Origin of the sequence: Serratia sp. CC22-02, from assembly GCF_900182895.1 — a bacterium.
Taxonomy (GTDB): domain Bacteria; phylum Pseudomonadota; class Gammaproteobacteria; order Enterobacterales; family Enterobacteriaceae; genus Serratia; species Serratia nevei.
Genome location: NZ_FXUD01000001.1, coordinates 619937 through 645658 on the forward strand (window position 1 = coordinate 619937; position 25722 = coordinate 645658).

Annotated in this window: 23 protein-coding genes; 3 read left to right on the top strand and 20 right to left on the bottom strand. The window is 63.7% G+C overall.

Annotated features, from left to right (window positions below):
- Positions 1-2: 2 nt before the first annotated feature.
- The 6 genes from QOL81_RS03025 to QOL81_RS03050 form a co-directional block, all read right to left on the bottom strand.
- Positions 3-971, bottom strand: a complete 969-nt coding sequence (locus tag QOL81_RS03025) for an ABC transporter ATP-binding protein (protein WP_060424011.1) — start codon at positions 969-971, stop codon at positions 3-5.
- Entirely contained in the window at positions 961-1947 is a 987-nt protein-coding gene (locus tag QOL81_RS03030) for an ABC transporter ATP-binding protein (RefSeq protein WP_060424013.1), read from the bottom strand. The genes QOL81_RS03025 and QOL81_RS03030 overlap by 11 nt, the downstream gene beginning before the upstream one ends.
- Positions 1944-2894 (bottom strand): oligopeptide ABC transporter permease, encoded by a 951-nt coding sequence (gene opp4C / locus QOL81_RS03035; protein ID WP_060424016.1) that lies wholly within the window; start codon positions 2892-2894, stop codon positions 1944-1946. Before opp4C ends, QOL81_RS03030 begins: the two co-directional genes overlap by 4 nt.
- Positions 2895-2898: 4 nt before the next feature.
- Positions 2899-3855, bottom strand: a complete 957-nt coding sequence (locus QOL81_RS03040) for an ABC transporter permease (protein WP_048234726.1) — start codon at positions 3853-3855, stop codon at positions 2899-2901.
- A 48-nt stretch (positions 3856-3903) separates the two neighbouring features.
- Positions 3904-5559, bottom strand: coding sequence for an ABC transporter substrate-binding protein (locus QOL81_RS03045; RefSeq protein ID WP_060424019.1), 1656 nt, complete (start codon positions 5557-5559; stop codon positions 3904-3906).
- A gap of 187 nt (positions 5560-5746) precedes the next feature.
- Complete coding sequence (locus QOL81_RS03050) at positions 5747-7165, bottom strand: aminotransferase-like domain-containing protein (protein ID WP_060424120.1); 1419 nt, start codon at positions 7163-7165, stop codon at positions 5747-5749.
- Positions 7166-7309: 144 nt separating this feature from the next.
- Here QOL81_RS03050 and QOL81_RS03055 point away from each other — a divergent pair, with 144 nt between their 5' ends.
- From QOL81_RS03055 to QOL81_RS03065, 3 genes are read left to right on the top strand one after another with little or no spacing between them, the layout of a single operon-like run.
- Positions 7310-8710 carry a cytochrome ubiquinol oxidase subunit I gene (locus tag QOL81_RS03055; protein WP_004934615.1) on the top strand — a complete coding sequence of 467 codons (1401 nt, stop codon included), beginning with the start codon at positions 7310-7312 and terminating at the stop codon, positions 8708-8710.
- Between the two features lie 2 nt (positions 8711-8712).
- Positions 8713-9720: a cytochrome d ubiquinol oxidase subunit II gene (gene cydB, locus QOL81_RS03060; RefSeq protein WP_049202081.1), complete on the top strand. Its 1008-nt coding sequence runs from the start codon at positions 8713-8715 to the stop codon at positions 9718-9720.
- A gap of 14 nt (positions 9721-9734) precedes the next feature.
- Positions 9735-9887: a DUF2474 domain-containing protein gene (locus QOL81_RS03065; RefSeq protein ID WP_071605360.1), complete on the top strand. Its 153-nt coding sequence runs from the start codon at positions 9735-9737 to the stop codon at positions 9885-9887.
- Positions 9888-9896: 9 nt separating this feature from the next.
- On the opposite strand, the gene QOL81_RS03070 is transcribed toward QOL81_RS03065, so the two are convergent.
- The 14 genes from QOL81_RS03070 to QOL81_RS03135 all read right to left on the bottom strand — a co-directional run bounded on the left by QOL81_RS03070 (position 9897) and on the right by QOL81_RS03135 (position 25469).
- A complete protein-coding gene (locus tag QOL81_RS03070; RefSeq protein WP_060424021.1) occupies positions 9897-10163 on the bottom strand; it encodes a hypothetical protein in 267 nt (88 codons plus the stop codon).
- Positions 10160-10384 carry a hypothetical protein gene (locus QOL81_RS03075; RefSeq protein WP_004934623.1) on the bottom strand — a complete coding sequence of 75 codons (225 nt, stop codon included), beginning with the start codon at positions 10382-10384 and terminating at the stop codon, positions 10160-10162. Before QOL81_RS03075 ends, QOL81_RS03070 begins: the two co-directional genes overlap by 4 nt.
- A gap of 106 nt (positions 10385-10490) precedes the next feature.
- Complete coding sequence (locus QOL81_RS03080) at positions 10491-11576, bottom strand: acyl-CoA desaturase (RefSeq protein ID WP_060424024.1); 1086 nt, start codon at positions 11574-11576, stop codon at positions 10491-10493.
- Positions 11573-12655, bottom strand: coding sequence for a fatty acid desaturase family protein (locus tag QOL81_RS03085; RefSeq protein ID WP_197826974.1), 1083 nt, complete (start codon positions 12653-12655; stop codon positions 11573-11575). Before QOL81_RS03085 ends, QOL81_RS03080 begins: the two co-directional genes overlap by 4 nt.
- Positions 12648-13781 (bottom strand): sterol desaturase family protein, encoded by a 1134-nt coding sequence (locus QOL81_RS03090; RefSeq protein WP_169318512.1) that lies wholly within the window; start codon positions 13779-13781, stop codon positions 12648-12650. Before QOL81_RS03090 ends, QOL81_RS03085 begins: the two co-directional genes overlap by 8 nt.
- Entirely contained in the window at positions 13778-14395 is a 618-nt protein-coding gene (locus QOL81_RS03095; RefSeq protein WP_084827675.1) for a phosphatase PAP2 family protein, read from the bottom strand. Before QOL81_RS03095 ends, QOL81_RS03090 begins: the two co-directional genes overlap by 4 nt.
- Complete coding sequence (locus QOL81_RS03100; RefSeq protein WP_060424034.1) at positions 14392-15678, bottom strand: F390 synthetase-related protein; 1287 nt, start codon at positions 15676-15678, stop codon at positions 14392-14394. The genes QOL81_RS03095 and QOL81_RS03100 overlap by 4 nt, the downstream gene beginning before the upstream one ends.
- Positions 15675-16481, bottom strand: a complete 807-nt coding sequence (locus QOL81_RS03105; protein ID WP_060439746.1) for an MBL fold metallo-hydrolase — start codon at positions 16479-16481, stop codon at positions 15675-15677. Before QOL81_RS03105 ends, QOL81_RS03100 begins: the two co-directional genes overlap by 4 nt.
- Positions 16474-17490: an NAD-dependent epimerase/dehydratase family protein gene (locus QOL81_RS03110; RefSeq protein WP_089186086.1), complete on the bottom strand. Its 1017-nt coding sequence runs from the start codon at positions 17488-17490 to the stop codon at positions 16474-16476. Before QOL81_RS03110 ends, QOL81_RS03105 begins: the two co-directional genes overlap by 8 nt.
- Positions 17487-18494, bottom strand: coding sequence for a 3-oxoacyl-[acyl-carrier-protein] synthase III C-terminal domain-containing protein (locus QOL81_RS03115; protein WP_060424041.1), 1008 nt, complete (start codon positions 18492-18494; stop codon positions 17487-17489). The genes QOL81_RS03110 and QOL81_RS03115 overlap by 4 nt, the downstream gene beginning before the upstream one ends.
- Positions 18495-18767: 273 nt before the next feature.
- On the bottom strand, positions 18768-19445 hold the full coding sequence (gene narI, locus QOL81_RS03120) for a respiratory nitrate reductase subunit gamma (protein ID WP_025303199.1): 678 nt from the start codon (positions 19443-19445) through the stop codon (positions 18768-18770).
- Positions 19446-19447: 2 nt separating this feature from the next.
- Complete coding sequence (narJ, locus tag QOL81_RS03125) at positions 19448-20170, bottom strand: nitrate reductase molybdenum cofactor assembly chaperone (RefSeq protein WP_060439744.1); 723 nt, start codon at positions 20168-20170, stop codon at positions 19448-19450.
- Positions 20167-21711, bottom strand: coding sequence for a nitrate reductase subunit beta (narH, locus tag QOL81_RS03130; protein WP_197757032.1), 1545 nt, complete (start codon positions 21709-21711; stop codon positions 20167-20169). Before narH ends, narJ begins: the two co-directional genes overlap by 4 nt.
- Positions 21708-25469, bottom strand: coding sequence for a nitrate reductase subunit alpha (locus tag QOL81_RS03135; RefSeq protein ID WP_197785851.1), 3762 nt, complete (start codon positions 25467-25469; stop codon positions 21708-21710). Before QOL81_RS03135 ends, narH begins: the two co-directional genes overlap by 4 nt.
- Positions 25470-25722 lie beyond the last annotated feature (253 nt).

Here is a 25722-nt window from a genome sequence, read left to right on the forward strand (position 1 = left end):
CGCTAGCCGACCACATGGCACGCCACCTGATGACCGGGCGCCACGCTGCGCAGGCGCGGCGCCTGTTCACGGCACTGCGCCGTGGCCTGCGGGCAGCGCGGGTGGAAACGGCAGCCGTGCGGCGGGTTGGCGGGATTGGGCGGCTCGCCGCTTGCTGCCCGCGGCAGCGAGCGATGCACATCCAGCGTCGGCACCGCCGCCAGCAAGGCCTGCGTGTAGGGATGCAGCGGCCGACGAAATAACGCATCGCGGTCGGCACTCTCGACGATCTGCCCCAGGTACATCACCGCCACGTCCTGACACAGGTGCTCTACCACGCCGAGATCGTGCGAAATAAACAGCAGCGTCACCCCCTGCCGTTCCTGCAAATCGGAAAACAGATTGATGATCTGCGCCTGAATCGACACGTCGAGCGCCGATATCGGTTCGTCGGCGACGATAAACTCCGGCTGCAGGATCAGCGCGCGCGCGATGCCGATGCGCTGGCGCTGGCCGCCGGAAAACTCATGCGGAAACCGCCCGTAATGCTGTGGAGACAGCCCGCAGATCGACAGGGTATCGAGCACCCGCTCGCGCAGTTCCGCCTTGCTCGCCAGGCCGTGCTGCAACAGCGCTTCGCCGATGGCGTCGCCCACGCGCAGGCGCGGATTCAGCGAGCTGTACGGATCCTGAAACACCAGCTGCATTTTCGGCCGCAGGGCGCGCAACGCCTCTTTGCTCAGGCTATCCAACGCCTGCCCTTTGAACATCACCTCGCCGGCGGTTTTGTCGTGCAGGCCGAGCAGCGTGCGGCCAACGGTGGTTTTGCCGCTGCCGGACTCGCCCACCAGCCCGAAAATGCGGCCCTTGCGAATGCTGAAGCTGACGTCGTCCACCGCCTTCAGCTGGCCGGTGGTTCGCCCGAACAGCCCGTCGCGCAGCGGGAAATATTTCTTTAATCCTTTCACTTCCACCAGAGGTTCAATCGACATGCGGGCGCCCTCCCGCGTTGAGGAAACAGGCGGACTGGCGCTGCGGTGTGCCGTACAGCGGCGGAATGCCATCGCGGCAGCGAGCGGAGGCCTGCGCACAGCGCTCGGCAAACGCACAGTGTTCAGGCAAGCGCGCCAGATCCGGCACCTGGCCGGGAATGGAATACAGACGGCGGAGCCGCTGGCCCGGCACCGGCCGCGAGGCGATCAGCCCCTGAGTATAAGGATGCCGCGGCTCGGCCAACACTTCCCGGGTCGTGCCCTGCTCGACGACGCGCCCGGCGTACATCACCGCCAGCCGGTCCGTCATCTGGGCGATCACCCCGAGATCGTGGGTGATCAAGATCATCGCCATGTTGTGTCGCCGGCTCTGCTCGCGCAGCAACGCCAGGATCTGCGCCTGTACCGTGACGTCGAGCGCCGTGGTCGGCTCATCGGCGATCAGCAGCGCCGGGCGGCATCCGATCGCCATGGCGATCATCACGCGCTGCAGCATGCCACCGGACAGTTGATGCGGGTAGCAGCGCATCAGCGCCTCCGCGCGCGCCAACCCCACTTCCGTCAAGAGTTGAATCGCCTGACCCCAGGCCGCTTTCGGCGACAGGGCCAGGTGGCGAATCAGCGGCTCCACCAGCTGTTCGCCGAGGGTCAACACCGGATTGAGCGCACTCATCGGCTCCTGAAAGATCATCGCCAGCCGGTTGCCGCGCAGATCGGCCATCTTTGATGCCCGTAGCGACAGCAGGTTCTGCCCTTCAAAGCGAATTTCACCGCCGTCTACCTGCGCCAACGGCTGCGGCAGCAGCCCCATCAGCGCCATGGCGGTCACGCTTTTGCCGCAGCCCGACTCGCCGACGATCCCCAGCGTTTGCCCGGCCTGCAGCTCAAGGCTGACCTGCTGCACCGCCCGCACCGGCCCTTGCTCTCCCTGAAACGACACCGACAGTCGATCGAACGCCACCAGCGGTTGGCTCATCGTGTTACCCCGTTCATTTTCGGATCGAGCGCGTCCCGCAGACCGTCGCCCAAGATATTGATCGCCACCACGGTGACGAAGATCGCCAGCCCCGGCGGCATCCACAGCCAGGGGCGGCGCTGAAAGTCGATCAGGCTGTTGGCGGCATCCATCATGTTGCCCCACGATGGCGTCGGCGGCACCACGCCCAGCCCGAGGTAGCTCAACGCCGATTCGCTGAGAATGGCGTTAGCCACCGCCATGGTGGCCACCACCACCAAAATCGGCACGGTGTTGGGCAGCAGATGGCCGAACAGACGCCGCCGGGTGGAGAGCCCCAGCACCTCGGTGGCCAGCATGAAATCCCGCTCGCGCAGCGACAGGATCTGGCCGCGCACCAGCCGCGCCAGCGACGGCCAGCCCAGCAGGCTCAGCATGATCATCACCATGTAGATGCGGTAGTCCGGCGAGACGTCGAGCTCGGTCAGCATCGCCCCCATGATGATCAGCAGCGGCAGGCCGGGAATGGTCATCAGCAGATCGGCGAAGCGCATGATCAGCCTGTCCGCCACGCCGCCCAAATAACCGGCGAGCGCCCCCAGCACATAGCCCAGCGTCACCGACAGCAGCATCGACACCAGGCCGATGGTCAGCGATATCCGCCCCGCCAGCAGCAGCCGGGTGCAGATATCGCGGCCGAGAAAGTCAGTGCCCAACCAGTGCGCGCCGCTCGGCGCCTGATTGATATTCAGCACATCGCCGGCGTCGTCGCGCCACGGCGACAGCGACGGCCCAATCAGGCACAGCAACGCCAACAGTACCAGCAACGCCAGCGAGATCATCGCCGGCCGGTGGCGACGCAGTCGTCGCCAGGCCTGCGCGGCGGGCGGCGGCGACAGTTGCGCCAGCGCGGGCAGTTGGGCCTGACGCCAGCGGCGGCGGCGGCCGAAAAACAACGTAGCCAACATAGCGTTACCTCAAACGAATGCGCGGATCGGCATAGGCGTACAGAATGTCCGCCAGCAGATTGCCGAGAATGGTCAAGGCTGCCAGAAACAGCGTGAATCCCATCAGTACCGGGTAATCACGCGCCGCCAGCGAATCGATATGGATATGCCCGGCGCCCGGCCAGTTGAAGATTTTTTCGGTGATCAGCGCGCCGGAGAACAATCCCGGCAGCTCGAACCCCAGCAGGGTGACGATCGGCAACAGCGCATTGCGCAGCGCGTGTTTGAGGATCACCGTTTTCTCCCTGAGCCCCTTGGCGCGCGCGGTGCGGATATAGTCCATGCGGATCACGTCCAGCATGCTGGCGCGGAAATAGCGCGTCAGGCTGCCGGCCTGCAGCATCACCAGCGCCAGCACCGGCAGCAGCAGGTGCGCCGCCACTTCCAGCGCCCACGCCAGCCCGCTCGCTTCGCTTCCGGTGCGCAGCATGCCGCCCGCCGGTAGCCAGTGCAGATCGACGGCGAACCATTTGATCAGCAGCAGACACAGGAAGAACGTCGGAAACGACATGGCGGCGAACACCGCCACGGTGATCAGATGATCGAACAGCGAATAGGGTTTCATCGCCGAGATCACCCCCACCGCCAGCGCGATGCCCCAATACAGCACCATCGCCACCGCCGCCAGCAGGAACGAGTTCCAGATGTATTGGTTCAGCAGCGTGCTGACCGGGATCTGATACTGCAGCGAAAAACCGAGATCGCCCTGCAGCAGCCGGCCGAGCCAGTGCAGGTAGCGGCTGAACAACGGCTGATCCAACCCGTACAGCGCCCGCAGCTCGGCGGCGCGTTGCGCGGTCAGGTTGATGTTGCCGTCGATAAAGTCACCGGGCGCCAGGGCGAAGATGCAAAAAATCAGCAAGGAAGCCAACAGCAGCATCGGGATCGTCTGCAACAGACGGCGCAGGATAAAATTTCTCATCGCGAATTCCATCGCCGCCGCCCGGAGTGGCGCGGCGGCGTCAGGGCGTTACGGCGCCGGTTTGACGTTCGGCAGGCTGCCGACCAAGCCGTTGTAGATATCCGGTTTAAAGCCGGTGACGCGCGCGCTGCTGGCGCTCAAAATCTCGCGGTTGCCGAGCAGGATCACCGGCGGATCGTCCGCCAGCGCCTGATACAGCTGATGGTAAAGCGGCTTACGCTGCGCGATATCCAGCGTGGCATTGGCCCTGGCGATCAGCGCGTCTACCTGCGGATTGTGATAACCGGTCTCGCTCTCGCGACTGATGAAATCGCGCACGCCATCGTGCGGATCGTTCAACGTGCTGGTGCTGAGGGACGCCAGGTCGTAATTGCCCGCCTTGCGCTGCGCCAGCAGCGCGTTGAAGTCCAATACCTGCGGTTTCAGCACCACGCCGAGCCGGCGGTAGTTGTCCTTGGCGATCGGCACCAGCGCGTCATTGATCAGCTTTTTGGTCACCAGCAGCGTCAGCTCCAGCTTTTTACCGTCTTTTTGCCGAATGCCGTCCGCGCCCACTCGCCAACCGGCCTCGTCCAACAGCTTCCCGGCCTTGTCGAGATCGTAAGCGTAGGGATTGATGCCGTTCGCATCATAGGCCCAGGAGATCGGCGAGATCGGCTGGTTGGCGACCTTGCCGTAACCCTGGTATACCACGGCGATCAGTTTTTGCCGATCCAGGCCGTAGATCAGCGCCTGGCGCACCCGTTTGTCCTGCAGCGCCGGGCGCTTGAGATTAAAGTCGATGCGGCTGTAATCGCTTGAGCTGTAGAGGTTGATATTGGCGAAGCCGAGCAGCTTGAGCTGTTCGATATCGTCCGGCTTGGCGGTAAAGGCGTCGTAGTCGGTCTCACCGGTCTGGAACAGCTGGAAGTTGGTGGCCGGGTTGGTGACGCGGTAGATAAAGCGCGCCATCGGCGGCGCACCGAGATAGAAGTTCGGGTTGGCGTGGAAGCGGATCTCCTGCCCCGGCACGTACTTGTCGTAAATATAGGGGCCGTTGCCGAGCGGCTTGCCGTTGAAGGCGCGCACGCCGTCGAGCTTGCCGCGCTGATAGTCTTTGCCGTAGTAAGCCCGCGACAGCACCGGCCCGCCGATCAGTTGCAGCGTAGTCGCGCCCGGTTGGGTGGTGACGATCTGAATGGTGCGATCGTCGATCACCTTCAGGCCGCTGATGCCGGCGGCGGTGCCGTTTTTATACTCGGCGCCGCCCTGGATGTGCGCCGGCGTGATGTCGGTGTCACCGTCATAGGCCGGATCGTGCAGCAGCGTCAGGGTAAAGGCGATATCGTCGGCTTTCAGCGGCGAGCCGTCGCTGTAGACCAGATTCGGCCGCAGCTTGATGGTGTAGGTCAGGTTATCGGGGCTGACCTGCCAGGACTCCGCCAATCGCCCTTCCGGCTTGCCCTGGCTGTCCAGGCCGATCAGGCGGCTGAAGATCACGTCGGTCACGTTCTCGTCCCAGCCGTTGGTGAACAGATACGGGTTGAAAATCCCCTGCGGCTCCGAGATGCCCGCCACCACGGTGTCTTTACGCAGCTTGGCGGCGGCCGGTACCCGAGCAGCGTCGCTGGCCGGCGTGATGCCTTCGGCCAGCGTTTCCGCCTGCACGCCGGCGCTCAGCCCCAGCGCGCAGACCAGCGCCAGCGGCGTTAGCCGATAGCGCAACAGTTTGTTTAGCCTATTTTTTATTCCACTCACCCGCTGCCCCTCGTCTTCCCGTTGATAAAAATGTGACAAAATTTATCGCAGAGTAATGGGCGGCTGGAGGGCTGTCTAACAACGAAACCGGCATTCCATTGCCGAAAAAAGCATTATGAATTTTTCTGGGGCGAAGCGCCGTGCAAAATGCGATTCAGCCTGCCGCCGCCAGCCCCCGAATAAGTTTGGCTAAGGTTTTGATCGCCTCTTCAAACCGATCGTTCCATTCAAAAGAGGCGTTGAGGCGGAAGCAGTGGTTGAAATGGTCGCCGGTCGTAAACATGCGCCCTGGCGCGATGCTGATCCCCCGGGAAAGGGCCTGCCGGTACAGTTCCATCGACGACAGCGCCGGATCCAGCTCCAGCCACAGGAAGTATCCGCCGTCGGGCTGGCTGACCTTCACCGTCGGCGGGAAATGGTGGGCGATCGCCTGACGCATCGCGCTTTGGCGCTGGGCCAGCAGCCGCCGCAGCCGCCGCAGATGGGTATCGTAGCCGCCGTGCAGCAGATAATCCGCCAGCGCCATTTGGGTCGGCACGCTGGTGGAAACGGTGCTCATCAGCTGCAAACGCTGGATCTGCTGCGCATAACGCCCCGCCGCCACCCAGCCGACGCGAAAGCCCGGCGCCAGGCATTTGGAAAACGACGAGCAATGCAGGATCTGGCCGCCGCTGTCGAGCGCCTTGGCCGGCAGCGGCCGTTCCGCGCTGAAGTACAGCTCACCGTAAACGTCATCTTCAATCAGCGAAATCTGTCGGTCGCGCAACAGCGCCACCAGACGCTGCTTGTTGGCCTCCGGCAGGGTGGCGCCCTGCGGGTTCTGGAAGTGGGTCATCAGCCAGCAGGCTTTGATCGGATACTGTTCCACCGCCTGCTGCAGCGCGTCCAGATCGATGCCGTCCTGCGGATGGGTGGCGATCGCCACCGCCTTTAACCGCAGCCGTTCCAGCGCCTGCAGCGCGCCGTAAAACGCCGGCGACTCGATCGCCACATAGTCGCCCGGCTGGGTCACCGCCTGCAGGCTGAGGCTGAGCGACTCCATCGCCCCGGCGGTGATGACGATTTCGTCCGGCGCGACCTGCATGCCGCTCAGCGCATAGCGTTGGGCGATGTGCCGCCGCAGCGCGTCGTTGCCCGGCGGCAGGTTGGCCAGCGAACTGTGCGGCGTGAACTTGCGCGCTACGCTGCTCAGCGCCCGCGCCAGCTTCGGCTGGGCAAACAGCGTGGCGTCGGGAAAGGCCGAACCGAAAGGCACGATATCCGGATCCTTGCAGGCCTGCAGCACGTCGAAAATAAAGGCATTGATGTCCACCTGCTCGCTCAGCAACAGCTTCTCGCCGCGCGAAGGCTGGGGCAGCGGCTGCGGACGCGCCGCCACGTAGTAGCCCGACTGCGGCCGGGCGACGATCCACCCCTGGCTCTCCAGCAGTTGGTAAGACTGCACCACCGTCATCAGGCTCAATCCGGCGCGTTTGCCGCTCTCGCGCAGCGAAGGCAGCTTGTCGCCCGCCCGCCACACCCGGTTCTGGATCTGTTCTCTAATCTGCTGCGCAAGCTGCTCGTATCGGGTCATAACCATTAACTGTTATATGAAAAAGTAAAATAACTGTCACTATTATAGTCACTGTACTCCGTGCTTAACTTAACGCCAAGTATTTCACATAAAAATGACAGCTATACTCAAGAGGTTAATTTATGTTCAACCCTAGGAGGCGCCATGCTGGGTCTTGATGCACTGGAACTCGCCAGAATACAGTTCGCCTTCACCGTGTCTTTCCATATCATCTTCCCCGCCATCACCATCGGTTTAGCCAGCTATCTGGCGGTGCTGGAAGGGTTATGGTTGAAAACGCACAATGAAGCCTACCGCGAGCTTTACCATTTCTGGTCAAAGATTTTCGCCGTTAACTTCGGCATGGGCGTGGTGTCCGGGCTGGTGATGGCCTATCAGTTCGGCACCAACTGGAGCTTCTTCTCCGAGTTCGCCGGCAGCATTACCGGGCCGCTGCTGACCTATGAAGTGCTGACCGCCTTCTTCCTCGAAGCCGGTTTCCTCGGCGTGATGCTGTTCGGCTGGAACCGCGTCGGCCCCGGCCTGCACTTCTTCGCCACCTGTATGGTGGCGCTCGGCACGCTGATCTCCACCTTCTGGATCCTGGCCTCCAACAGCTGGATGCAGACGCCGCAGGGGCATGAAATCATCAACGGCCAGGTGGTGCCGGTCGACTGGCTGAAGGTGATCTTCAACCCGTCCTTCCCGTACCGCCTGCTGCACATGTCCACCGCCGCCTTCCTCTCCTCGGCGTTCTTCGTCGGCGCCTCCGCCGCCTGGCACCTGCTGCGCGGCCGCGATACCCCGGCGATGCGCAAGATGCTGTCGATGGCGATGTGGATGGCGCTGATCGTCGCGCCGGTGCAGGCGCTGATCGGCGACGCGCACGGCCTGAATACGCTGAAACACCAGCCGGCGAAGATCGCCGCCATTGAAGGCCACTGGGAAAACCCGCCGGGCGAAGCCACGCCGCTGATCCTGGTCGGTTGGCCGGACATGCAGCGCGAAGAGACCCGCTTCAAGCTGGAAGTGCCGTACCTCGGCAGCCTGATCCTGACCCACAGCCTGACCGAACAGGTGCCGGCGCTCAAATCCTTCCCGCCGGAAGATCGCCCCAACTCCACCGTGGTGTTCTGGTCGTTCCGCATCATGGTCGGGCTGGGCATGCTGATGATTCTGGCCGGGGTGTGGAGCCTGTGGCTGCGCTGGCGCGGCGGGCTGTATCAGTCGCGTCCGTTCCTGTACTTCATTCTGTGGATGGGCCCTTCCGGATTGCTGGCGCTGCTGGCGGGCTGGTTCACCACCGAGATCGGCCGCCAGCCGTGGGTGGTGTACGGCCTGCTGCGCACCAAGGACGCGGTCTCCGCGCACGGCGACCTGCACATGAGCATCAGCCTGCTGGCGTTCATCATCGTCTACTGCTCGGTGTTCGGCGTGGGGTATTCCTACATGATGCGCCTGATCCGCAAAGGGCCGCAGCCGCATGAACACCAAGAAGACAATACCGAGGGCCGCCCGGCACGTCCGCTGTCCGCGGTCAACGACACTCTGGACGACAGGAGCTGAACATGGGCATCGATCTTCCGCTGATTTGGTTTGTGATCATCGTGTTCAGCACCATGATGTACGTGGTGATGGACGGTTTTGACTTGGGCATCGGCATCCTGTTTCCGTGGGTGAAAGAGAGCGGCGACCGCGATCTGATGATGAACACCGTCGCCCCGGTGTGGGACGGCAATGAAACCTGGCTGGTACTGGGCGGCGCGGCGCTGTTCGGCGCCTTCCCGCTGGCCTACTCGGTGATCCTCGACGCGCTGGCGATCCCGCTGACGCTGATGCTGATCGGGCTGATTTTCCGCGGCGTGGCCTTCGAGTTTCGCTTCAAGGCGAAGCCGGAGAAACGCCATATCTGGGACAAGGCGTTCATCTGGGGCTCAATCTTCGCCACCTTCAGCCAGGGTGTGGTGGTAGGCGCCGTGATCAACGGCTTCCCGGTCGAAGGCCGCACCTACGCCGGCGGCGCGCTGGACTGGCTGACGCCGTTTGCGCTGTTCTGCGGGCTGGGGCTGGTGGTGACCTACGCCCTGCTCGGCTGTACCTGGCTGGTGATGAAAACCGCCGGTGACCTGCAGGCGCGCATGTATCACCTGGCAACACCGCTGCTGGCGATCTTGTTGCTGGTGCTGGCTGCGGTCAGTATTTGGACGCCGATCGCGCATCCGGAAATCGCCGCCCGCTGGTTTACGCTGCCGAACCTGTTCTGGCTGCTGCCGGTGCCGGTGCTGGTGCTGCTCAGCGCCTGGGGGATTCAACGTGGGGTGAAACGCGGCGCGCACTACTCGCCGTTCATGCTGACGCTGCTGCTGGTGTTTCTCGGCCTGAGCGGGCTTGGCATCAGCATCTGGCCGCACCTGATCCCGCCGGCCATCAGCCTGTGGGACGCCGCCGCCCCGCCGCAGAGCCTCGGCTTTATGCTGGTGGGCGCGCTGTTCATCATCCCGATCATTCTGGTCTACACCTTCTGGAGCTACTACGTGTTCCGCGGCAAGATCAGCCATGAACACGGCTATCACTGAGAAGGGAGGACGCTATGCAAGATAAAACGGCAACCGCCGCGCCGGCGCCCTGGTGGAAACGCATCGGTTGGCTGGTGATCATCTGGAGCGCCAGCGTGCTGGGGCTGTTCGTGGTCGCCTCGCTGTTCCGCCTGCTGATGACCGCGGCGGGCATGAAGTCGCATTGACGCGGCGCCTTATCTGGCCGCGCTGTTGGGAAAGTAGAAGGATACCACCAGCGTGACCAGCGGCAAGGCGCCGATCTTCACCAGTTCGAACGCTTGCCTCAGTGCTTCATTTTTGTCCCAATACGCGTGGGCGGCGAATACGCCCACGCTGACCGCAAATATCCCGCACAGCACCTGGCGCGCCAGGCGCAGCCGCTCCATTTCGTCGAAGACCAGCGAAGGATCCAAATACAACCTTTCAGCATCGAGCTGCGGGCGCTCATTTTGCGGCTTCATGGAAAAATCCCCACCACCACGGCGACTGCCTCCAGCCCCTCGTCGCTTTCACGCACGATACCGAGGCGGGAACCATCCTGTTTCATCCACTCACGGTCGGCAATCGTCATTAAAGCAAACGCCAGCCGTATGACGTCGGTTTTGGCCATCCCGTGACGCCGGGCAATATCGTTCAAACTGTCGTCGATTTCATTGGATAACCGAATCGGCAAGCTGCGCATAGTCCACCTCCTGTGGCCGTTGATTCACAGGGGGAAAGTCTACTGGAAGGGCAAATATCGTTCAATTAGTGAACTGCGTAACGCCTCGCACAATCCACATGCAACGCTAATGCGGTTTGCGCCCCATCGCGCTGAGGAAGCGCTGCTGCAGGCGCAACAGCTCCTCCAGCTCCAGCAGGCGGTAGTCGATGCCGAAACGCGGCGCCACCTCGCCGATGATGCGGCTCAGCGCCGGGTAATGGCGGTGGCTCCAGTGCGGGAACAGATGATGCGTCAAATGCAGGTTCGCCCCGCCGAGCCAGTATCCCAGCCAGCGCGGCCGGGTCAGCCAGTCGAAGGTCGTGGCGAACACATGGTGATACCAGCCGTGCGGCATCGCACCCTGCGCCGGCGCCTGATAAAAATTGGCTTTGGCCCAGTGGGTGCCGATGATCAACATTACGAACAGCAATGAAGAAAGCATCTGGCTCAGCAAATAGACCAGCAGAATTTGCCCGATGCCGATGGCCGGCGGCAGCAACCAGCACGGGATCGCCAGCGCCAGCAGCAGGTGCGCCGCCTTGCCCGCCAGAAATCCGCACCAGCCGCGCACGCCCTGCTGCGCCATGCGCGCCGCCACGCGGGTGCGGCCCGCCCGGTCCAGCCAGTCGAACAGCCAGATGTAGTACGGGAACGTCAGCGCCGCCACCAGCGGCCAATAGTAACGCTGGGCGCGCATAAAGGGCCGCCAGCGCTGGAACGGCGTTTGCCGCAGCACGCCATTGGCGTCGATGTCAGGGTCGTAATGTTCGATATTGTTATGGGCATGGTGAAACAACACGTGGCGCACGCGCCAGCAGTCGGGATCCAGCCCCAGCGGGACGCTCACCAGGGCGTTCAGCCAGCGGTTGGCCCAGGGCCGACGGAAAAACGCGTTATGCGAGGCGTCGTGCACCACGTTCACCGTCAGGAACATGCCAATAAAGATAAAGCCGAAATAACAGGCGAAAAACGCCCAGCCGTTTTGCTGCTGCAGGCTCAACCCGTAACACAGGCCGCACAGCGCCAACAGCAGCGCCACCTTCGCCAGCATGCCGCCGTCGGCGAAGCGGTGATCGCCGTTGGCCGCCAAATAATGCTGGGCGGCCTGCATCAGCGCGCGATGTAGCCCGCCGTCATCGCGCCGATAGGCTAACGGGCGCAGCGGTTTCATGGCTGCCCCATAAGGCGCAAGAAGCGCTGTTGCTGCGCCAGCAGTTCGCGATAGCCGATGCAGCGATATGCCATGCCATGCCGCTGAGCCACTTCCGCCACCGCGGCGGCCAGTGCCGGATAGTGGCGGTGATTCCAGCCGGGAAACAGGTGGTGGGTGAGGTGATAGTTCAGCCCGCCGGTCAGGTGTTCCAGCCAGCGCGGCTCAGGCTGCCAATCGCAGGCGGTGGCGAAATTGTGCCGGTACCAACCGTGCGGCATGCTGTCGCCCGCCGGCGCCGGGTAAAACTCGGCCTGCGCCCAGTGGGTGCCCAGCAGCAGGAACACCACCAGCAGCGAGGCAAACATCTGGCTGAGCGCGTAAGCCAACAGCACCCAGCCCCAACCGATGCCGTGCAGATGGCACAGGATCAGCGGCACCACCAGCACCAGCGCCACATGGAGCAATTTGCACAGCACGAACAGCGCCCAACCGCCGCGCCCCGCCAGCACGCGTTTTTCCCGCAGCGGCGTTTTATCGAGCCGATCGGACCAATCGAAAATCCACGCGATGTAGGGTAGCGAGAGCGCGGCGATCAGCGGCCAGTACAGATGCTGATAGCGCATATGCGGCCGCCAGCGCTGGAACGGCGTCTGGCGGAAAAAGCCGTTCTCTTCGGTGTCCAGATCGTAGTGTTCGACGTTGGCGTAAACGTGGTGGTAATCCACGTGCCGCGTGCGCCAATAGTCCGGATCGACGCCCAGCGGCAGCGTCACCAACCGCCCCACCAGGCGATTGGCCCAGGGCGCGCGCAAGAAGGCGTTATGCGAAGCATCGTGATTGACGTTGACGTTGAGCAGCATGCCCATGGCCACGAACAGGAAATAGCAGAGGAAAAACGCCCAGGGCTGATGCTGCATCAGGCTCAGGGCATAAAACCCGACGCACAGCGCCAGCAACAGCGTGGCCTTGGCCAGCCGCGCGGTATCGGCATAGCGATGATCGCCCGCCAGGCAGGCGTGCGCCGCGCGCTTGAGATCGCGGTGAAACGCCTGCTCGCCATCGGTGGGGAAACGCAGCGGCGGTAATAAGTCAGCCATGCGGTTCCTCCACGGCGGCCGGTGCGGCCACTCGCCCCCAGCCCAGCGCCACGCACAGGGCATGCAGCGCCACGGCGGCCATGGCGATATGCCAATAGCGCTGCGGCCAGCCAAGATAGCCGATAAACAGCAGCGGCATGCCCAGCGCGATCAGCAGCCAAACGGCGCTCGCCCACGGCCGCCCTTCCGTCATGCCGCCCAGCGCCACCGAGCCCAACGCCAGCAGCACCAGCAGCGCCATTTGCGGCCAGCTGATGTCGCCGTAACCGTAACCGTATTGGTAGACGTAACCGACCACCAGCGAGAACAACAGCATGGCGCCGCTGAAGACGCTGAGCGCCGAACGGCGGTCGCGCGGCCGGCCCGGCGCCGGGCGCCAGGCCAGACGGAAATAGCGCAGGAACGGCAGATTGCTCGCCCAAAATGGATTGGCGGACGGCCGATCGCCGCTGACGCCGTAGCTGAACGGCGTGGTCGGTAGCGCCGGGCAGAACGTGCCGAACAGCTTGTCCCAAAAGATAAAGCTGCCGCCGAAGTTCTTATTGGAATACGCCATGTCCTTGACGTGGTGCACCCGGTGGTGCGCCGGCGTGACCAGGATTTTTTCCAGTACGCCCAGCTTCGGCGTCAGCGCATTGTGGTTAAACAGCTGAATGCTGTAGTGAAAAATCGACACCGTGACGAACACCGACAGCGGCACGCCCGCCAGCGCCAGCAGCAAAAAGAACGGGATCGACGTGAACGACGAATACCAGGAGTTGCGCACCCCCAGCGACAGGTTGAAGTGCTCCCCCTGGTGGTGCACCACGTGTACCGCCCACAGCACGCGGAAGCGGTGGTGCAGGCGATGCAGCCAGTAGAAACCGAAGTCCCACGCCAGCAGGGCGAACAGCCACATCAGCAGCGGCGGCCAGGCGTCCAGCAGCCCCAGGCTGAAATGCGCGGCCACGTAGCCGTAGCAGGTGATCTCCAGCCCGCGGAACAGCCACAGCATGATATGGCCGGAGTTCAGGTTGAACACCAGATCGTGCCAGTTGACCGGCTCACGGCGCCCCCACTGCAGCGCCACCGCCTCGGCCACCACGATGAACAGCATGAACACTATCGGCAACGCCAGATCGCTCATCCTACTTCTCCTTTAACCACGCGCCGGCGTAGGGCCTCTATGCGCAGGGCCAGCCAGCCGGCGAACAGCGCCAGCAGCGCACCGCCGGCCAGATCGACAAACAAATGGCGGCGCAGCTGCAGAATGGAGAACGCGATCGCCACGCCCCACAGCATCCACAGCGCCGTCCGCACTTTGCGCTCGCCGTCGCTCAGCGCCCACACCGCCAGCACCGTCAGCGCCATGTGCAACGACGGCAGGCAGTTTTGCGGCGAATCCACCTGCGTTAACGCCGCCAGCAGCTGCGCGCTGAGCCCAACGCCCTCGTTCTGCGGATAGGCCATGGTGGTCGGCCACAGCAGGTAAACTGCCCCGGCGCCCAGCGCCGTCAGCTGCATCGCCAGCGTCAGCCATTTGATTCGCTGCAGCGGCGCCAGCAAATAGCCCGCCGGGACGATGAGGAAGAACGACAGATAGAGCCAAATGGCCGCCGGATTAAACGGGATCGCCCGGTCAAGCGCCGATGGCGGCAGCAGGGTTCCCGCCCCCTGCAGGCGATCGGTCAGGCTATACACCACCCCGACCGTCCCCCAGCCGAGCAACATGTGCCCTAGCCTGAACAGCATCTTTTTCATGCTTCCTCCGCCTGGCGCACGATGCGTCGCCGCTTGCGATCGAACTGCGGTAACACCGCCTGCGCCGTCAACCGCCATTCGAGCCGATCGGTGGCGATGCCCTGGCGAGCGAACAGCGCGATCAGCTGCGCCTGGCAGTGCGCCAACGCCGCCAGGCTGCAATCGGCGATCAGCTCCAGCCGGTGCTCGCCGCGCTGGATCAGGCGGTAATCGCTGGTCAGCGGCAACGCATTGGCGATCGTCCGGCTGCAGGCATCGGCGAACACCGCCTGCGGTTGGCGCTGCGCATCGGGTAACATCAGCTGATCGTCGCGCCGCCCTTCGATACGCGCAATCGCCCGCGTCGGTTGCCCGCACGGACAGGGTTCCTTGCGCAGCACCAGCACATCGTCCAGCCGATAACGCACGATCGGCTGCGTGCTGCGGGTGAAATCAGTGATCAGCGGCGTAAAACGCTGCTCGTCGATCCACTGCGGTTCGATATGCAAAAACTCTTCGTTCAGATGCAGCGTGCCGTGCGCGCAGGTGGCGGCAAGAAACCCCTCGGTGGCCTGATACACTTCGCCGACCGCCGGAAACACCTGCATCAGCAGGCGGCGATCCTGCTCTTCCAACACCTCGGCGACCGAGATCGCTTTTTTGACCGGCAGCTTCACCTGCCCGGCCAGCACCGCCAGCGCCAGGGCACGCAGCACCTGCGCCGGGGCCACGATGATGCTGGGCGCCTGCCGTTCCAGTGCGGGCAGATGCTCGCTGAACGGCGCGAGCAGATCGTAAAACGCCAGGCTCAGCCAACGGTTGTTTACGCTGTGATAGAGATTATTGTCCGCCCGCAGAAACAGGGCTACGCGCTCGCCGGCCAACAGCCCGTCCGGCAGCATCTTCGCCAGCATGCCACCGGCCCACACCTGCTGTTCGCGCGGGCTGACGACAAACACGCCGCGCTGCCCGGAGGTGCCAGACGACAACCCGACGCTGTAGCGCCCGATCTTCGGCGTGAAATCGCGATCCGCCTCGCTGCGCTGCGCGCAGGCCAGCACCGCTTCCCGGCTCAGCCCGGCGGTATTCATCCGGTCAAACTGCGCCATCATCAGCGCCTTGTCCATTTGCGGCCATTCGGCGAACGGCCGGCGGCTGAAGCGCTGAAAATAGGGGCTCTTGCTCAGCACCCGGCGGGCAAAGCCCGCGAGCTGCCGGGCCTGATGCGCCTCCAGCGCCGCACGATCGCCAAAGCGCAGGCGCCGGGCGCGGAAATAGTGCCACAGGGTCATGAAGGGGATCACAGGTCCCCCTCGTGGCACAGCAAAATGTTGACCTGGCCGCCCGCCCACAGTTGGTTAAGCCGTTCCAGCGTGCGGGTGTACGCCGCCGCATCGTCCATCACCAGATTGGCCAGGCGCGAAGGCCCGCGCAGCGTCTGGTAGCTCTGCGGCGACCAGGCGGCGTCGCTGGCCAACAGCGTCCAGCCGGCGTCGGTGAGAATAAAGGCGCCGATATGGCCGGCCGCATGCCCCGGCAGCGGCACCAGCACGATCTGCCCCTCGCTGCCCGGCAGCGCGTAACCGCGATCGAACGGCGCCAGCAGCGCGGGCAACGCCACCGAGGGAAAAGCCTCCATAAACTGCAGACGACTCTCGAAATCCGCCGGGATCAGGCCGGGAATAAAGGCGCGCTTGAGTGCCGCGAAACCGCGCAGCCCACGGGTTTGCTGCCAGCCTTCGCCGGAGCAAATAAAGTCGAGGTGGCTGAAATCCTGCAGCCCGGCGATGTGATCCGCGTGAAAGTGCGAGACGATCAGCGCCTGGATGTCGCCTTCGGCGTAACCGGCTTCGCGCAGCTGATGCGCCAACGACTCGGCGGGATCGAAATAGACCGGCGTCATGCGGCGGTAAAGGCTGAATACCCCCGACTGCGTGTGCTGCTGAAAATAATGCGCGTAGCCGGTATCCCACAGCCAGCGGCGCTGCCCCACCTCCAGCAGATAGGCGCGCGCCGGGAATTTACACACCCGGAACCCGGCGCCGCGCAGCGCCATACAGCCGATATGCGTGCAATAGCCCACTTCAAATACGGTGACCTTAGCCATGCGGTATGCCTCCTTGCTGCCGCAGCCACTCGCCGGTCAGGCGGATCCCCTCCTCCATCGAGTAACGCGGCCGATAGCCCAGCTCTTCGATCGCGCGAGTCTGGCTCAGGGTCATGTCAAAATGCACCGCCGCCACGCTGTAGCGCGTCAGCAGCGGTTCCTTGCCGCTCAGGCTTGCCCACAACTCCATGCCGCCGGCCAGCGCCTGCAGCAGCGGATACGGAACGGCCTGCAGCCGGTAACGCAGCCCCAGCTCCTGGCGCAGCAGCGCATCCAGCATCTCCGCCAGCCGCTGCGGTTGGTGGTTGGTGATGTTGTACACGGCGCCGGACGGCAATCCGCGTTGCCGGCTGGCCAGCTCCATGGCGTGCACCACGTTGGGAGCAAAGGTCAGATCCAGCAACGCCTGCCCGCCGCCGGGCAGCCGCAGCACGCCGCGATCGCGTTCGAGCTGTTGCAACAGCCGCGGCACGATCACCCGATCGTGCGGGCCAAACAGGCCGCGCGGCCGCAGCATAATATAGGTGGTTTGCGGGTAGATCTTCGCCTGCGCCAACAGCCGCTGCTCGGCGGCGTGCTTGCTGGCGGCATAGTGGTTGGCGAAGCGCCGGGCGCGATAACCCTCATCAAGATCGTAATGCGGCTGAAAATCGAAGTAGATTGCCGGCGTGGAGATATGCACGAAGCGCCGCACGCCGCAGCGCCCGGCCGCCTCCGCCAGCTTGTCCGTCGCTGCGGCGTTGATGCGGTGAAATTCCGCTTTGCTGCCCCAGGGCGATGACTTGGCCGCACAGTGCCACACCCACTCGCAGTCGGTCACCAGCTCCCGGCACTGCTGCGGCGTGGCCTGCGCCAGATCGAGCGAGTAAAATTCGGCGCCCAGCTGGCGCAACGCTTCGCCGGCCCGCTCATCGCGGCCGGTGGCGCGCACCTGATGCCCGGCCTCCAGCAACCACTCCGCCGCGTTGCGCCCCAGCCCGCTGGTCGCCCCGGTCACCAGCACCCTCATGGCAGCAACACCATGCCGGCCAGCGCCAGCCCGGCGGCGGTGCCGATCAGCATCACCGGCTGGCCGGGGTTGAAGCGCCCGGTGGTCACGGCGGCATGCAGCGCGGTCGGGATAGAAGCCGCCACCTGGTTGCCGTGATGGCGGTAGATGTCCACCAGCGCCTCGCTGGAGACGTGCAGCCGTTTGCGCATATGTTCGAGCGACAAATGGCTGGCCTGGTGCGGCACCACGGTGGCGATCTGCCCCAGGGTCAAGCCGCTGGCGCTCAGCAGCCGGTCGAGGTAGTCCTCAATCAGCGCCGACGCCTGACGGAACAGCGGCTTGCCCTGCATATGAAACAGGAAGTCTTGCTCGCACATGCCGGCGCGCGGGTTGCGGCGCGTGCCGCCGGCGCGGATCTCGCACAGTTCGCTGCCGGCGGGATAGGTTTCCACCAGGCTGGCGAGGATGCCGCCTGTGCCGTCACCGCGCTCCACGATGGCGCAGGCGGCGCCGTCGCCAAAGATCAGCGACGACTCTTCGTGCTGCCAGTCGATGCCGCGCGAAGCGAGATCCGCCGAGACGATGGCGATACGTCGATACGTCCCGGCGTTCAACAGCCCCGCCGCCACCTGCAGCGCAGAGATAAAGCTGACGCAGCTGCTGTTGATGTCGAAGCCCGGCGTACCCGGTGCCAGCCCGGCAACCTTGAGAATATGCGCGGCGGTGCACGGCAGCGCCTGCACCGCTATCGCCGAGGCGGAGATCAAAAGGTCAATGGAGGCTGCCGGAATGGCGCTGCGGGCCAGCGCGTCTTGCAGCGCGGCGGCGGCGAGATCGGCCTGGCTGGCATCGTCGGCGGCGTGATAGCGGTAAACGATGCCCGAGCGTTTTTCAACGTAGCCGGCCGGTTTCCCCAGGCGGGCATCGAGCGTAGAGGAGGCCACGCGGTTGGGCGGCAACGCGGCCCCGGTGGCAATGATTTTCAGAGGCAACAGCTCGGGTGAGCGACATTGTGTGGTCATTATTGTTATTGATTAACCTGACTATCCATAAAGCGATTCTCCCGCACGGCGCAAAGGCTATGCGGATCATCCCCGGTTTTTATGTCCCAAAAGGCCTTTCATCAAGGCGGTATCTCTTGTTATCAGCTGGCGCGGGCCGACGTCCGTCGGCGGAAGCATAAGCGTAACATTACTGAGATATTCAGTTTACGGCAAGGCGGCGAGAATGGGCAGACGGCGGGAGAATTATCGGAATAGCGCCGCCGCTGGCGATCGGCGGCGGCGGGGTCAGGCTCAGCGGCGGTTGCGCACCAGCTGGTAACGGCGGGTCAGATACTCTACCGGCGCACTCCAGATATGCACCAGGCGGCAGAACGGGAACAGCACGAACAGCGTCATGCCCAGCACCATGTGCAGTTTGAAGATAATCGCCACGCCTTCCAGGTGCGCAGAGGCGCCGGCGTGGAAGGTCACCACCGCCTGCGCCCAGGCCACCAGCTTCATCATTTCGCTGCCGTCCATATGCTGGGCGGAGAACGGAATGGTCAGCAGGCCGAGGCACACCTGCACCACCAGCAACGTCAGGATCATGATGTCGGCGAAGCTGCTGGTGGCGCGCACCCGCGGGTTGGTCAACCGGCGCTTCAGCAACAGCGCGCCGCCGATCAGCGTCATCAGGCCGCAGGCGCCGCCGGCGATCATCGCCAGCTTCTGCTTCACGTCGATCGGCAGGAAGGCCTCATACATCCAGTGCGGCGTCAGCATGCCGAGGAAGTGGCCCGCGAAGATGCCGATAATGCCGATGTGAAACAGGTTGGACGCCAGCCGCATGCCCTTTTTATCCAGCATCTGGCTGGAGCCGGCGCGCCAGCTGTACTGCCCGTAGTCGTAACGCAACCAGCTGCCGATCAGGAATACCGCGCCGGCCAGATAAGGGTAGATATCGAAGAAGAACTGATTCAAAAATTGCATGATTAGCGTCCTTTGGTTCCGGTTAACGCATCCGTCAGGTCCAGATACTGTGGTGCCACCGCGCCGGCGAAGCGCCGCTGGTGCGCCGTCTGCTGGGCGGAGGCGCAGCCCTGTTCGCCGAGAAACTTGACCTGCTCCTCTTCCCACACCGCATCCAGCGCCTGCGGCGTATCGTCACGTGCCTCTTGCGCCACCTGGGGCTCCAGCGTCTGGGCCTGCACCTCGCTGCCGGACAGCGCCAGCAGCAGATCGAACAACACCGCATACGGGCTTTCACGCTGTTGCAGGCGCGCGCCCAGCAGCGCCAGGATCGGCGCGATGTCCTGCAGCCCTTCACGCGCCTGCGCCGCACTGCGGCTGGCCAGATACTCCAGATACAGCGGCAGGAAATCCGGCAGCTCGCGGCTGTCGATCTCCAGCCCGGCGGCGCGGTACTGCGCCATCAGGTCAACCATCGCCTGGCCGCGATCGCGCGACTCGCCGTGCACGTGCTCAAACAGCAGCAGCGAGGTGGCGCGGCCGCGATCGAACAGCTCGCAATAGTCGGCCTGCACGTCCAGCAGCGGGCGGGCGCACAGGCGGCGGATAAACAGAATCAGCTGCGCGCTGTGGTGCAGATCCAGCTCGCTGGCCGGCTCCAGCGCTTCGATGAGCGCCTGCTGATGGTCAAACAGGACCTGCTCCGGGTAATCCAGCAGGCGGGCGATCACTTTCAGGCTGATCATGAGGCATCCTCCGGCCGCGCGGTTTTCGCGGTCACGTCGATGGCGTCGATACGGCGGCTGTTGAACAGGTTGAACTTGCCGTCGCTGCCGTGGCAGCCGTCGCCGAAACTGAAACCGCAGCCTTTGCTTTCCGGGAAGGCTTCGCGCGCCAGCTCGCGGTGGCTCGACGGCACCACGAAGCGATCTTCATAGTTGGCGATCGCCAGGTAGCGGTACATCTCCTGCGCCTGCGTTTCGCTCAACCCAACCTGCTCCAGCGCACTGGTGTCCACCACGCCGTCGACGGTTTCCGCCCGCTTGTAGTGGCGCATCGCCAGCATGCGCTTCAGCGCCAGCAGCACCGGTTCGGTATCGCCGGCGGTCAGCAGATTCGCCAGATACTGCACCGGAATGCGCAGGCTCTCGACGTCCGGCAACACGCCGCTGTGCGCCAGCTCGCCGGCGTCGGCGGCGGACTGAATCGGCGACAACGGCGGCACGTACCACACCATCGGCAGCGTGCGGTATTCCGGGTGCAGCGGCAGCGCCAGCTTCCAGTCCATCGCCATTTTGTACACCGGCGACTGCTGGGCAGCTTCAATGACGCCCTGCGGCACGCCGTCCGCCAGCGCCTGAGCAATCACCTTCGGATCATGCGGATCGAGGAAGATATCGAGCTGGTTCTGGTACAGATCCTTGTCGTTCTCCACCGCCGCCGCCTGCTCGATGCGGTCGGCATCGTACAGCAGCACGCCGAGGTAGCGAATGCGGCCGACGCAGGTCTCCGAACACACCGTCGGCTGCCCGGCTTCGATGCGCGGGTAGCAGAAGATGCACTTCTCGGACTTGCCGCTCTTCCAGTTGAAGTAGATTTTCTTGTACGGACAGCCGGTCAGGCACATGCGCCAGCCGCGGCACTTGTCCTGGTCGATCAGCACAATGCCGTCTTCGCCGCGCTTGTAGATCGCCCCGCTCGGGCAGGTGGCGACGCAGGCCGGGTTGAGGCAGTGTTCGCACAGGCGCGGCAGGTACATCATGAAGGTGTTTTCGAACTGGCCGTACATCGCCTTCTGCAGGTTGTCGAAATTCTTGTCCTGCGAGCGTTTTTCGAACTCCCCGCCGAGGATCTCCTCCCAGTTAGGGCCGCTTTCGATCTTGTTCATGCGCTGGCCGGTGATCAGCGAGCGCGGGCGAGCCACCGGCTGGTGCTTGCCCTGTTTGGCGGTATGCAGATGCTGGTAGTCGTAATCGAACGGCTCGTAGTAGTCGTCCAGCGCCGGCACGTCCGGGTTGGCGAAGATTTTCGCCAGCACGCCGACGCGGTTGCCCATGCGCGGTTCCAGCTTGCCGTTGATTTTACGTATCCAGCCGCCCTTCCATTTTTCCTGATCTTCCCAGGCGTGCGGATACCCGACGCCGGGCTTGCTTTCCACGTTATTGAACCAGGCGTATTCCATACCTTCACGGCTGGTCCAGACGTTTTTGCAGGTGACCGAACAGGTGTGGCAACCGATGCACTTGTCCAGATTCAGCACCATGCCGACTTGCGAACGAATTTTCATTTGCTGTTCTCCTGCTGACTGCCCTGCGCGTAGTCGTTGCCTTCGTCGTCCAACCAATCAATGCGGTTCATCTTGCGCACCACCACGAATTCGTCGCGGTTGGAGCCGACGGTGCCGTAGTAGTTGAAGCCGTAGGCCAGCTGCGCATAGCCGCCGATCATGTGGGTCGGCTTCGGACAGGCGCGGGTCACCGAGTTATGGATGCCGCCACGCTGGCTGGTGATCTCCGAGCCCGGCAGGTTCACGATGCGCTCCTGCGCGTGGTACATCATGGTCATGCCGGCCGGGATACGCTGGCTGACCACCGCGCGCGCCGTCAGCGCGCCGTTGGCGTTGAAGGCCTCGATCCAGTCGTTGTCCGCGATGCCCAGATCTTTGGCGTCGTCTTCGCTCAGCCAGACGATCGGGCCGCCGCGCGACAGCGTCAGCATCAACAGGTTGTCGCTGTAGGTGGAGTGAATGCCCCACTTCTGGTGCGGCGTCAGGAAGTTCAGCGCCTTCTCCTTGTTGCCGTTCGGCTTGCTGTTGAGCAACGGCTGCGCGGCGCGGGTGTCGATCGGCGGCCGGTATACCAGCAGGCTTTCACCGAAGGCGCGCATCCACTCGTGGTCCTGATACAGCTGTTGACGGCCGCTGAGGGTGCGCCACGGGATCAGCTCGTGCACGTTGGTGTAACAGGCGTTGTAGGAAACGTGTTCGTCTTCCAGACCGGACCAGGTCGGACTGGAGATGATTTTGCGCGGCTGCGCCTGAATGTCGCGGAAGCGAATTTTCTCGTCTTCCTTGTTCAGCGCCAGATGCCGGTGATCGCGGCCGGTGACGTTGCTCAGGGCCTCCCAGGCTTTTACCGCCACCTGGCCGTTGGTTTCCGGCGCCAGCGACAGGATCACTTCCGCCGCGTCTATTGCGCTCTCAATCTTCGGCCGCCCCGCCGCCGGGCCGTCGGCCTTGACGTAGTTAAGCTGTTTGAGGAAGTCGACCTCGGTTTGGGTGTTCCAGCTGATGCCCTTGCCGCCGTTGCCCAGTTTGTCCAGCAGCGGCCCCAGCGAGGTGAAGCGCTCGTAGGTGGCCGGGTAATCGCGTTCCACCGCGATGATGTGCGGCGCAGTTTTGCCCGGGATCAGATCGCACTCGCCTTTCTTCCAGTCCTGCACGCCGTAAGGCTGCGCCAGTTCGGCGGCGGAATCGTGCTGGATAGGCAGGGTCACCACGTCGGTTTCCTGACCCAGATGGCCGACGCACACCTCGGAGAAGGCCTTGGCGATGCCCTTGTAGATCTCCCAGTCGCTCTTCGAATCCCAGGCCGGATCGACCGCCGCCGACAGCGGATGGATGAACGGGTGCATATCGGAGGTGTTCATGTCGTCTTTTTCGTACCAGGTGGCGGTCGGCAGCACCACGTCGGAGTACAGGCAGGTGCTCGACATGCGGAAATCGAGCGTCACCACCAGATCCAGCTTGCCTTCGCCGCCCTGCTCGCGCCATTCCACTTCCTGCGGCTTCACGCCGCCCTGCTGGCCGAGATCTTTCCCCTGAATGCCGTTTTCGGTGCCCAACAGGTATTTGAGCATGTACTCATGGCCCTTGCCGGAGGAGCCCAGCAGGTTGGAGCGCCAGACAAACAGGTTGCGCGGGAAATTCTGCGGATTGTCCGGCTGCTCGGCGGCGAAGCCCAGCGTGCCGTTTTTCAGGCTATCGACGGTGAACTCGACCGGCGACTGACCGGCCGCACGGGCCTGCTCCGCCAGGCGCAGCGGGTTGGTGCCCAGCTGCGGTGCCGACGGCAGCCAGCCCATGCGCTCGGCGCGCACGTTGAAGTCGATCAGGCTGCCGCCGAAGCGCGACTTGTCCGCCAGCGGCGACAGCAGCTCGTCGGTGCCGACGGTTTCATAGCGCCATTGGCTGGAATGGTTGTAGAAGAACGAGGTGCTGTTCATGTGGCGCGGCGGGCGCTGCCAGTCGAGGCCGAACGCCAGCGGCAGCCAGCCGGTTTGCGGCCGCAGTTTTTCCTGGCCGACGTAGTGCGCCCAGCCGCCACCGCTCTGGCCGACGCAACCGCAGAAGATCAGCATATTGATCAGGCCGCGGTAGGTCATGTCCATGTGATACCAGTGGTTGACGCCAGCGCCGACGATGATCATCGAACGGCCGTGGGTCTTCTCGGCGTTTTCCGCGAACTCGCGGGCAATGCGGATGATGTTGTGGCGCGACACGCCGGTGATCTGCTCGGCCCAGGCCGGGCTGTAGGCCTTGACCTCATCATAGTCGGCGGCGCAGTTGGCGTCGCCCAGCCCGCGCTCGAGGCCGTAGTTGGCAAGCTGCAGGTCGTACACGCTGGTCACCAGCGCTTCGCTGCCGTCCGCCAGCTGCAGGCGTTTCACCGGCAGCTTGTGCAGCAGGATCTCGTCCAGCGCCACGCTGTTGAAATGCTCGCTGTCGGCGCCGCCGAAGTACGGGAAGCCCACCTCGGCCACGTCGTCATGCATGCCCAACAGGCTGAGCTGCAGCTCGACTTCCTGTTGCGACTTGCCCTCGCGCTGTTCCAGGTTCCACTTGCCCTTCTCGCCCCAGCGGAAGCCGATGGAGCCCTGCGGCGCCACCAGATCGCCGCTGCGGCTGTCGATAGCGACGGTTTTCCACTCGGGGTTGTTTTCCTGGCCCAGCCCGTCCACCAGATCGGCGGCGCGCAGCAGGCGGCCGGCGGCGTAATGGCCGCCTTCACGCGCTTCCAGCAGCACCAGCATCGGCATGTCGGTATAGCGGCGCACGTAGTCGCGGAAGTAGCCGACTTCGCGATCGAGATGGAACTCTTTCAGCATCACGTGGCCCATCGCCAGCGCCATCGCGCTGTCGGTGCCCTGCTTCGGATTCAGCCAGTGGTCGCACAGCTTGGCGACTTCGGCGTAGTCCGGCGTCACCGCCACGGTTTTGGTGCCCTTGTAACGCACTTCGGTAAAGAAGTGGGCGTCCGGGGTGCGCGTCTGCGGCACGTTGGAGCCCCAGGCGATAATGTAGGAGGAGTTGTACCAGTCGGCGGATTCCGGCACGTCGGTCTGCTCGCCCCAGGTCATCGGCGAGGCCGGCGGCAGATCGCAATACCAGTCGTAGAAGCTCAGGCAGGCGCCGCCGATCAGCGACAGGTAGCGGGCGCCGGCGGCGTAGGACACCATCGACATCGCCGGGATCGGCGAGAAGCCGATGATACGGTCCGGGCCGAAGGTTTTGGCGGTATAGACGTTGGCGGCGGCGATCAGTTCATTGACCTCCTGCCAGCTGGAGCGGACGAAGCCGCCGCGGCCGCGCGCCACCTTGTAGCTTTTGGCTTTTTCCGCATCGCCGACGATAGAGCCCCAGGCCGCGACCGGATCGCTGTGCTGCGCTTTCGCCTCGCGCCACAGCTTGAGCAGACGCTTGCGCATCAGCGGGTATTTCAGCCGGTTGGCGCTGTACAGGTACCAGGAGTAGCTGGCGCCGCGCGGGCAGCCGCGCGGTTCATGGTTGGGCAGATCGGGCCGGGTGCGCGGGTAGTCGGTTTGCTGGGTTTCCCAGGTCACCAGGCCATTCTTCACGTAGATCTTCCAACTGCAGGAACCGGTACAGTTCACGCCGTGGGTGGAACGCACCACTTTGTCGTGCTGCCAACGGCTGCGATAGCCGTCTTCCCAGTCGCGGTTGGTGTTCAAGGTCTGGCCGTGCTCGCCAGAAAAAGGCTCCGCCAACTGCTTGAAATAGCGGAAACGGTCTAAAAATTTGCTCATCCGGAATGCTCCTGAAGGCTCTTGTCGTTATAAGAAGACATGCTCAATCTGCCGCCAGCCTACTGACGGCCAACCGGCGGCAAATTGATTGCGATCAAGAGAAAGTGGGAGGCGACGCGCGTATCGGGTGAGAAATACCACCAAAGTATAGGTGCGGGATATGATGTTAATCGATTGAATTTAAATGAATAAAAGAGGCTGTCATGACAAAGGCTGGCGGAAGGGAGGCAAGGCGGGGTATTTGGGGGTAGGA

Bases quoted from the DNA above. Each gene is read 5' to 3' on its own strand.
- QOL81_RS03105 (WP_060439746.1), bottom strand. From the start codon at position 16,481: ATGGCTAAGGTCACCGTATTTGAAGTGGGCTATTGCACGCATATCGGC.
- cydB (WP_049202081.1), top strand. From the start codon at position 8,713: ATGGGCATCGATCTTCCGCTGATTTGGTTTGTGATCATCGTGTTCAGC.
- QOL81_RS03075 (WP_004934623.1), bottom strand. From the start codon at position 10,384: ATGCGCAGCTTGCCGATTCGGTTATCCAATGAAATCGACGACAGTTTG.
- narJ (WP_060439744.1), bottom strand. From the start codon at position 20,170: ATGATCAGCCTGAAAGTGATCGCCCGCCTGCTGGATTACCCGGAGCAG.
- QOL81_RS03070 (WP_060424021.1), bottom strand. From the start codon at position 10,163: ATGAAGCCGCAAAATGAGCGCCCGCAGCTCGATGCTGAAAGGTTGTAT.
- narI (WP_025303199.1), bottom strand. From the start codon at position 19,445: ATGCAATTTTTGAATCAGTTCTTCTTCGATATCTACCCTTATCTGGCC.
- QOL81_RS03025 (WP_060424011.1), bottom strand. From the start codon at position 971: ATGTCGATTGAACCTCTGGTGGAAGTGAAAGGATTAAAGAAATATTTC.
- QOL81_RS03055 (WP_004934615.1), top strand. From the start codon at position 7,310: ATGCTGGGTCTTGATGCACTGGAACTCGCCAGAATACAGTTCGCCTTC.
- narH (WP_197757032.1), bottom strand. From the start codon at position 21,711: ATGAAAATTCGTTCGCAAGTCGGCATGGTGCTGAATCTGGACAAGTGC.
- QOL81_RS03095 (WP_084827675.1), bottom strand. From the start codon at position 14,395: ATGAAAAAGATGCTGTTCAGGCTAGGGCACATGTTGCTCGGCTGGGGG.
- opp4C (WP_060424016.1), bottom strand. From the start codon at position 2,894: ATGTTGGCTACGTTGTTTTTCGGCCGCCGCCGCCGCTGGCGTCAGGCC.
- QOL81_RS03050 (WP_060424120.1), bottom strand. From the start codon at position 7,165: ATGACCCGATACGAGCAGCTTGCGCAGCAGATTAGAGAACAGATCCAG.
- QOL81_RS03085 (WP_197826974.1), bottom strand. From the start codon at position 12,655: ATGGCTGACTTATTACCGCCGCTGCGTTTCCCCACCGATGGCGAGCAG.
- QOL81_RS03115 (WP_060424041.1), bottom strand. From the start codon at position 18,494: ATGACCACACAATGTCGCTCACCCGAGCTGTTGCCTCTGAAAATCATT.
- QOL81_RS03040 (WP_048234726.1), bottom strand. From the start codon at position 3,855: ATGAGAAATTTTATCCTGCGCCGTCTGTTGCAGACGATCCCGATGCTG.
- QOL81_RS03110 (WP_089186086.1), bottom strand. From the start codon at position 17,490: ATGAGGGTGCTGGTGACCGGGGCGACCAGCGGGCTGGGGCGCAACGCG.
- QOL81_RS03065 (WP_071605360.1), top strand. From the start codon at position 9,735: ATGCAAGATAAAACGGCAACCGCCGCGCCGGCGCCCTGGTGGAAACGC.
- QOL81_RS03090 (WP_169318512.1), bottom strand. From the start codon at position 13,781: ATGAGCGATCTGGCGTTGCCGATAGTGTTCATGCTGTTCATCGTGGTG.
- QOL81_RS03080 (WP_060424024.1), bottom strand. From the start codon at position 11,576: ATGAAACCGCTGCGCCCGTTAGCCTATCGGCGCGATGACGGCGGGCTA.
- QOL81_RS03135 (WP_197785851.1), bottom strand. From the start codon at position 25,469: ATGAGCAAATTTTTAGACCGTTTCCGCTATTTCAAGCAGTTGGCGGAG.
- QOL81_RS03030 (WP_060424013.1), bottom strand. From the start codon at position 1,947: ATGAGCCAACCGCTGGTGGCGTTCGATCGACTGTCGGTGTCGTTTCAG.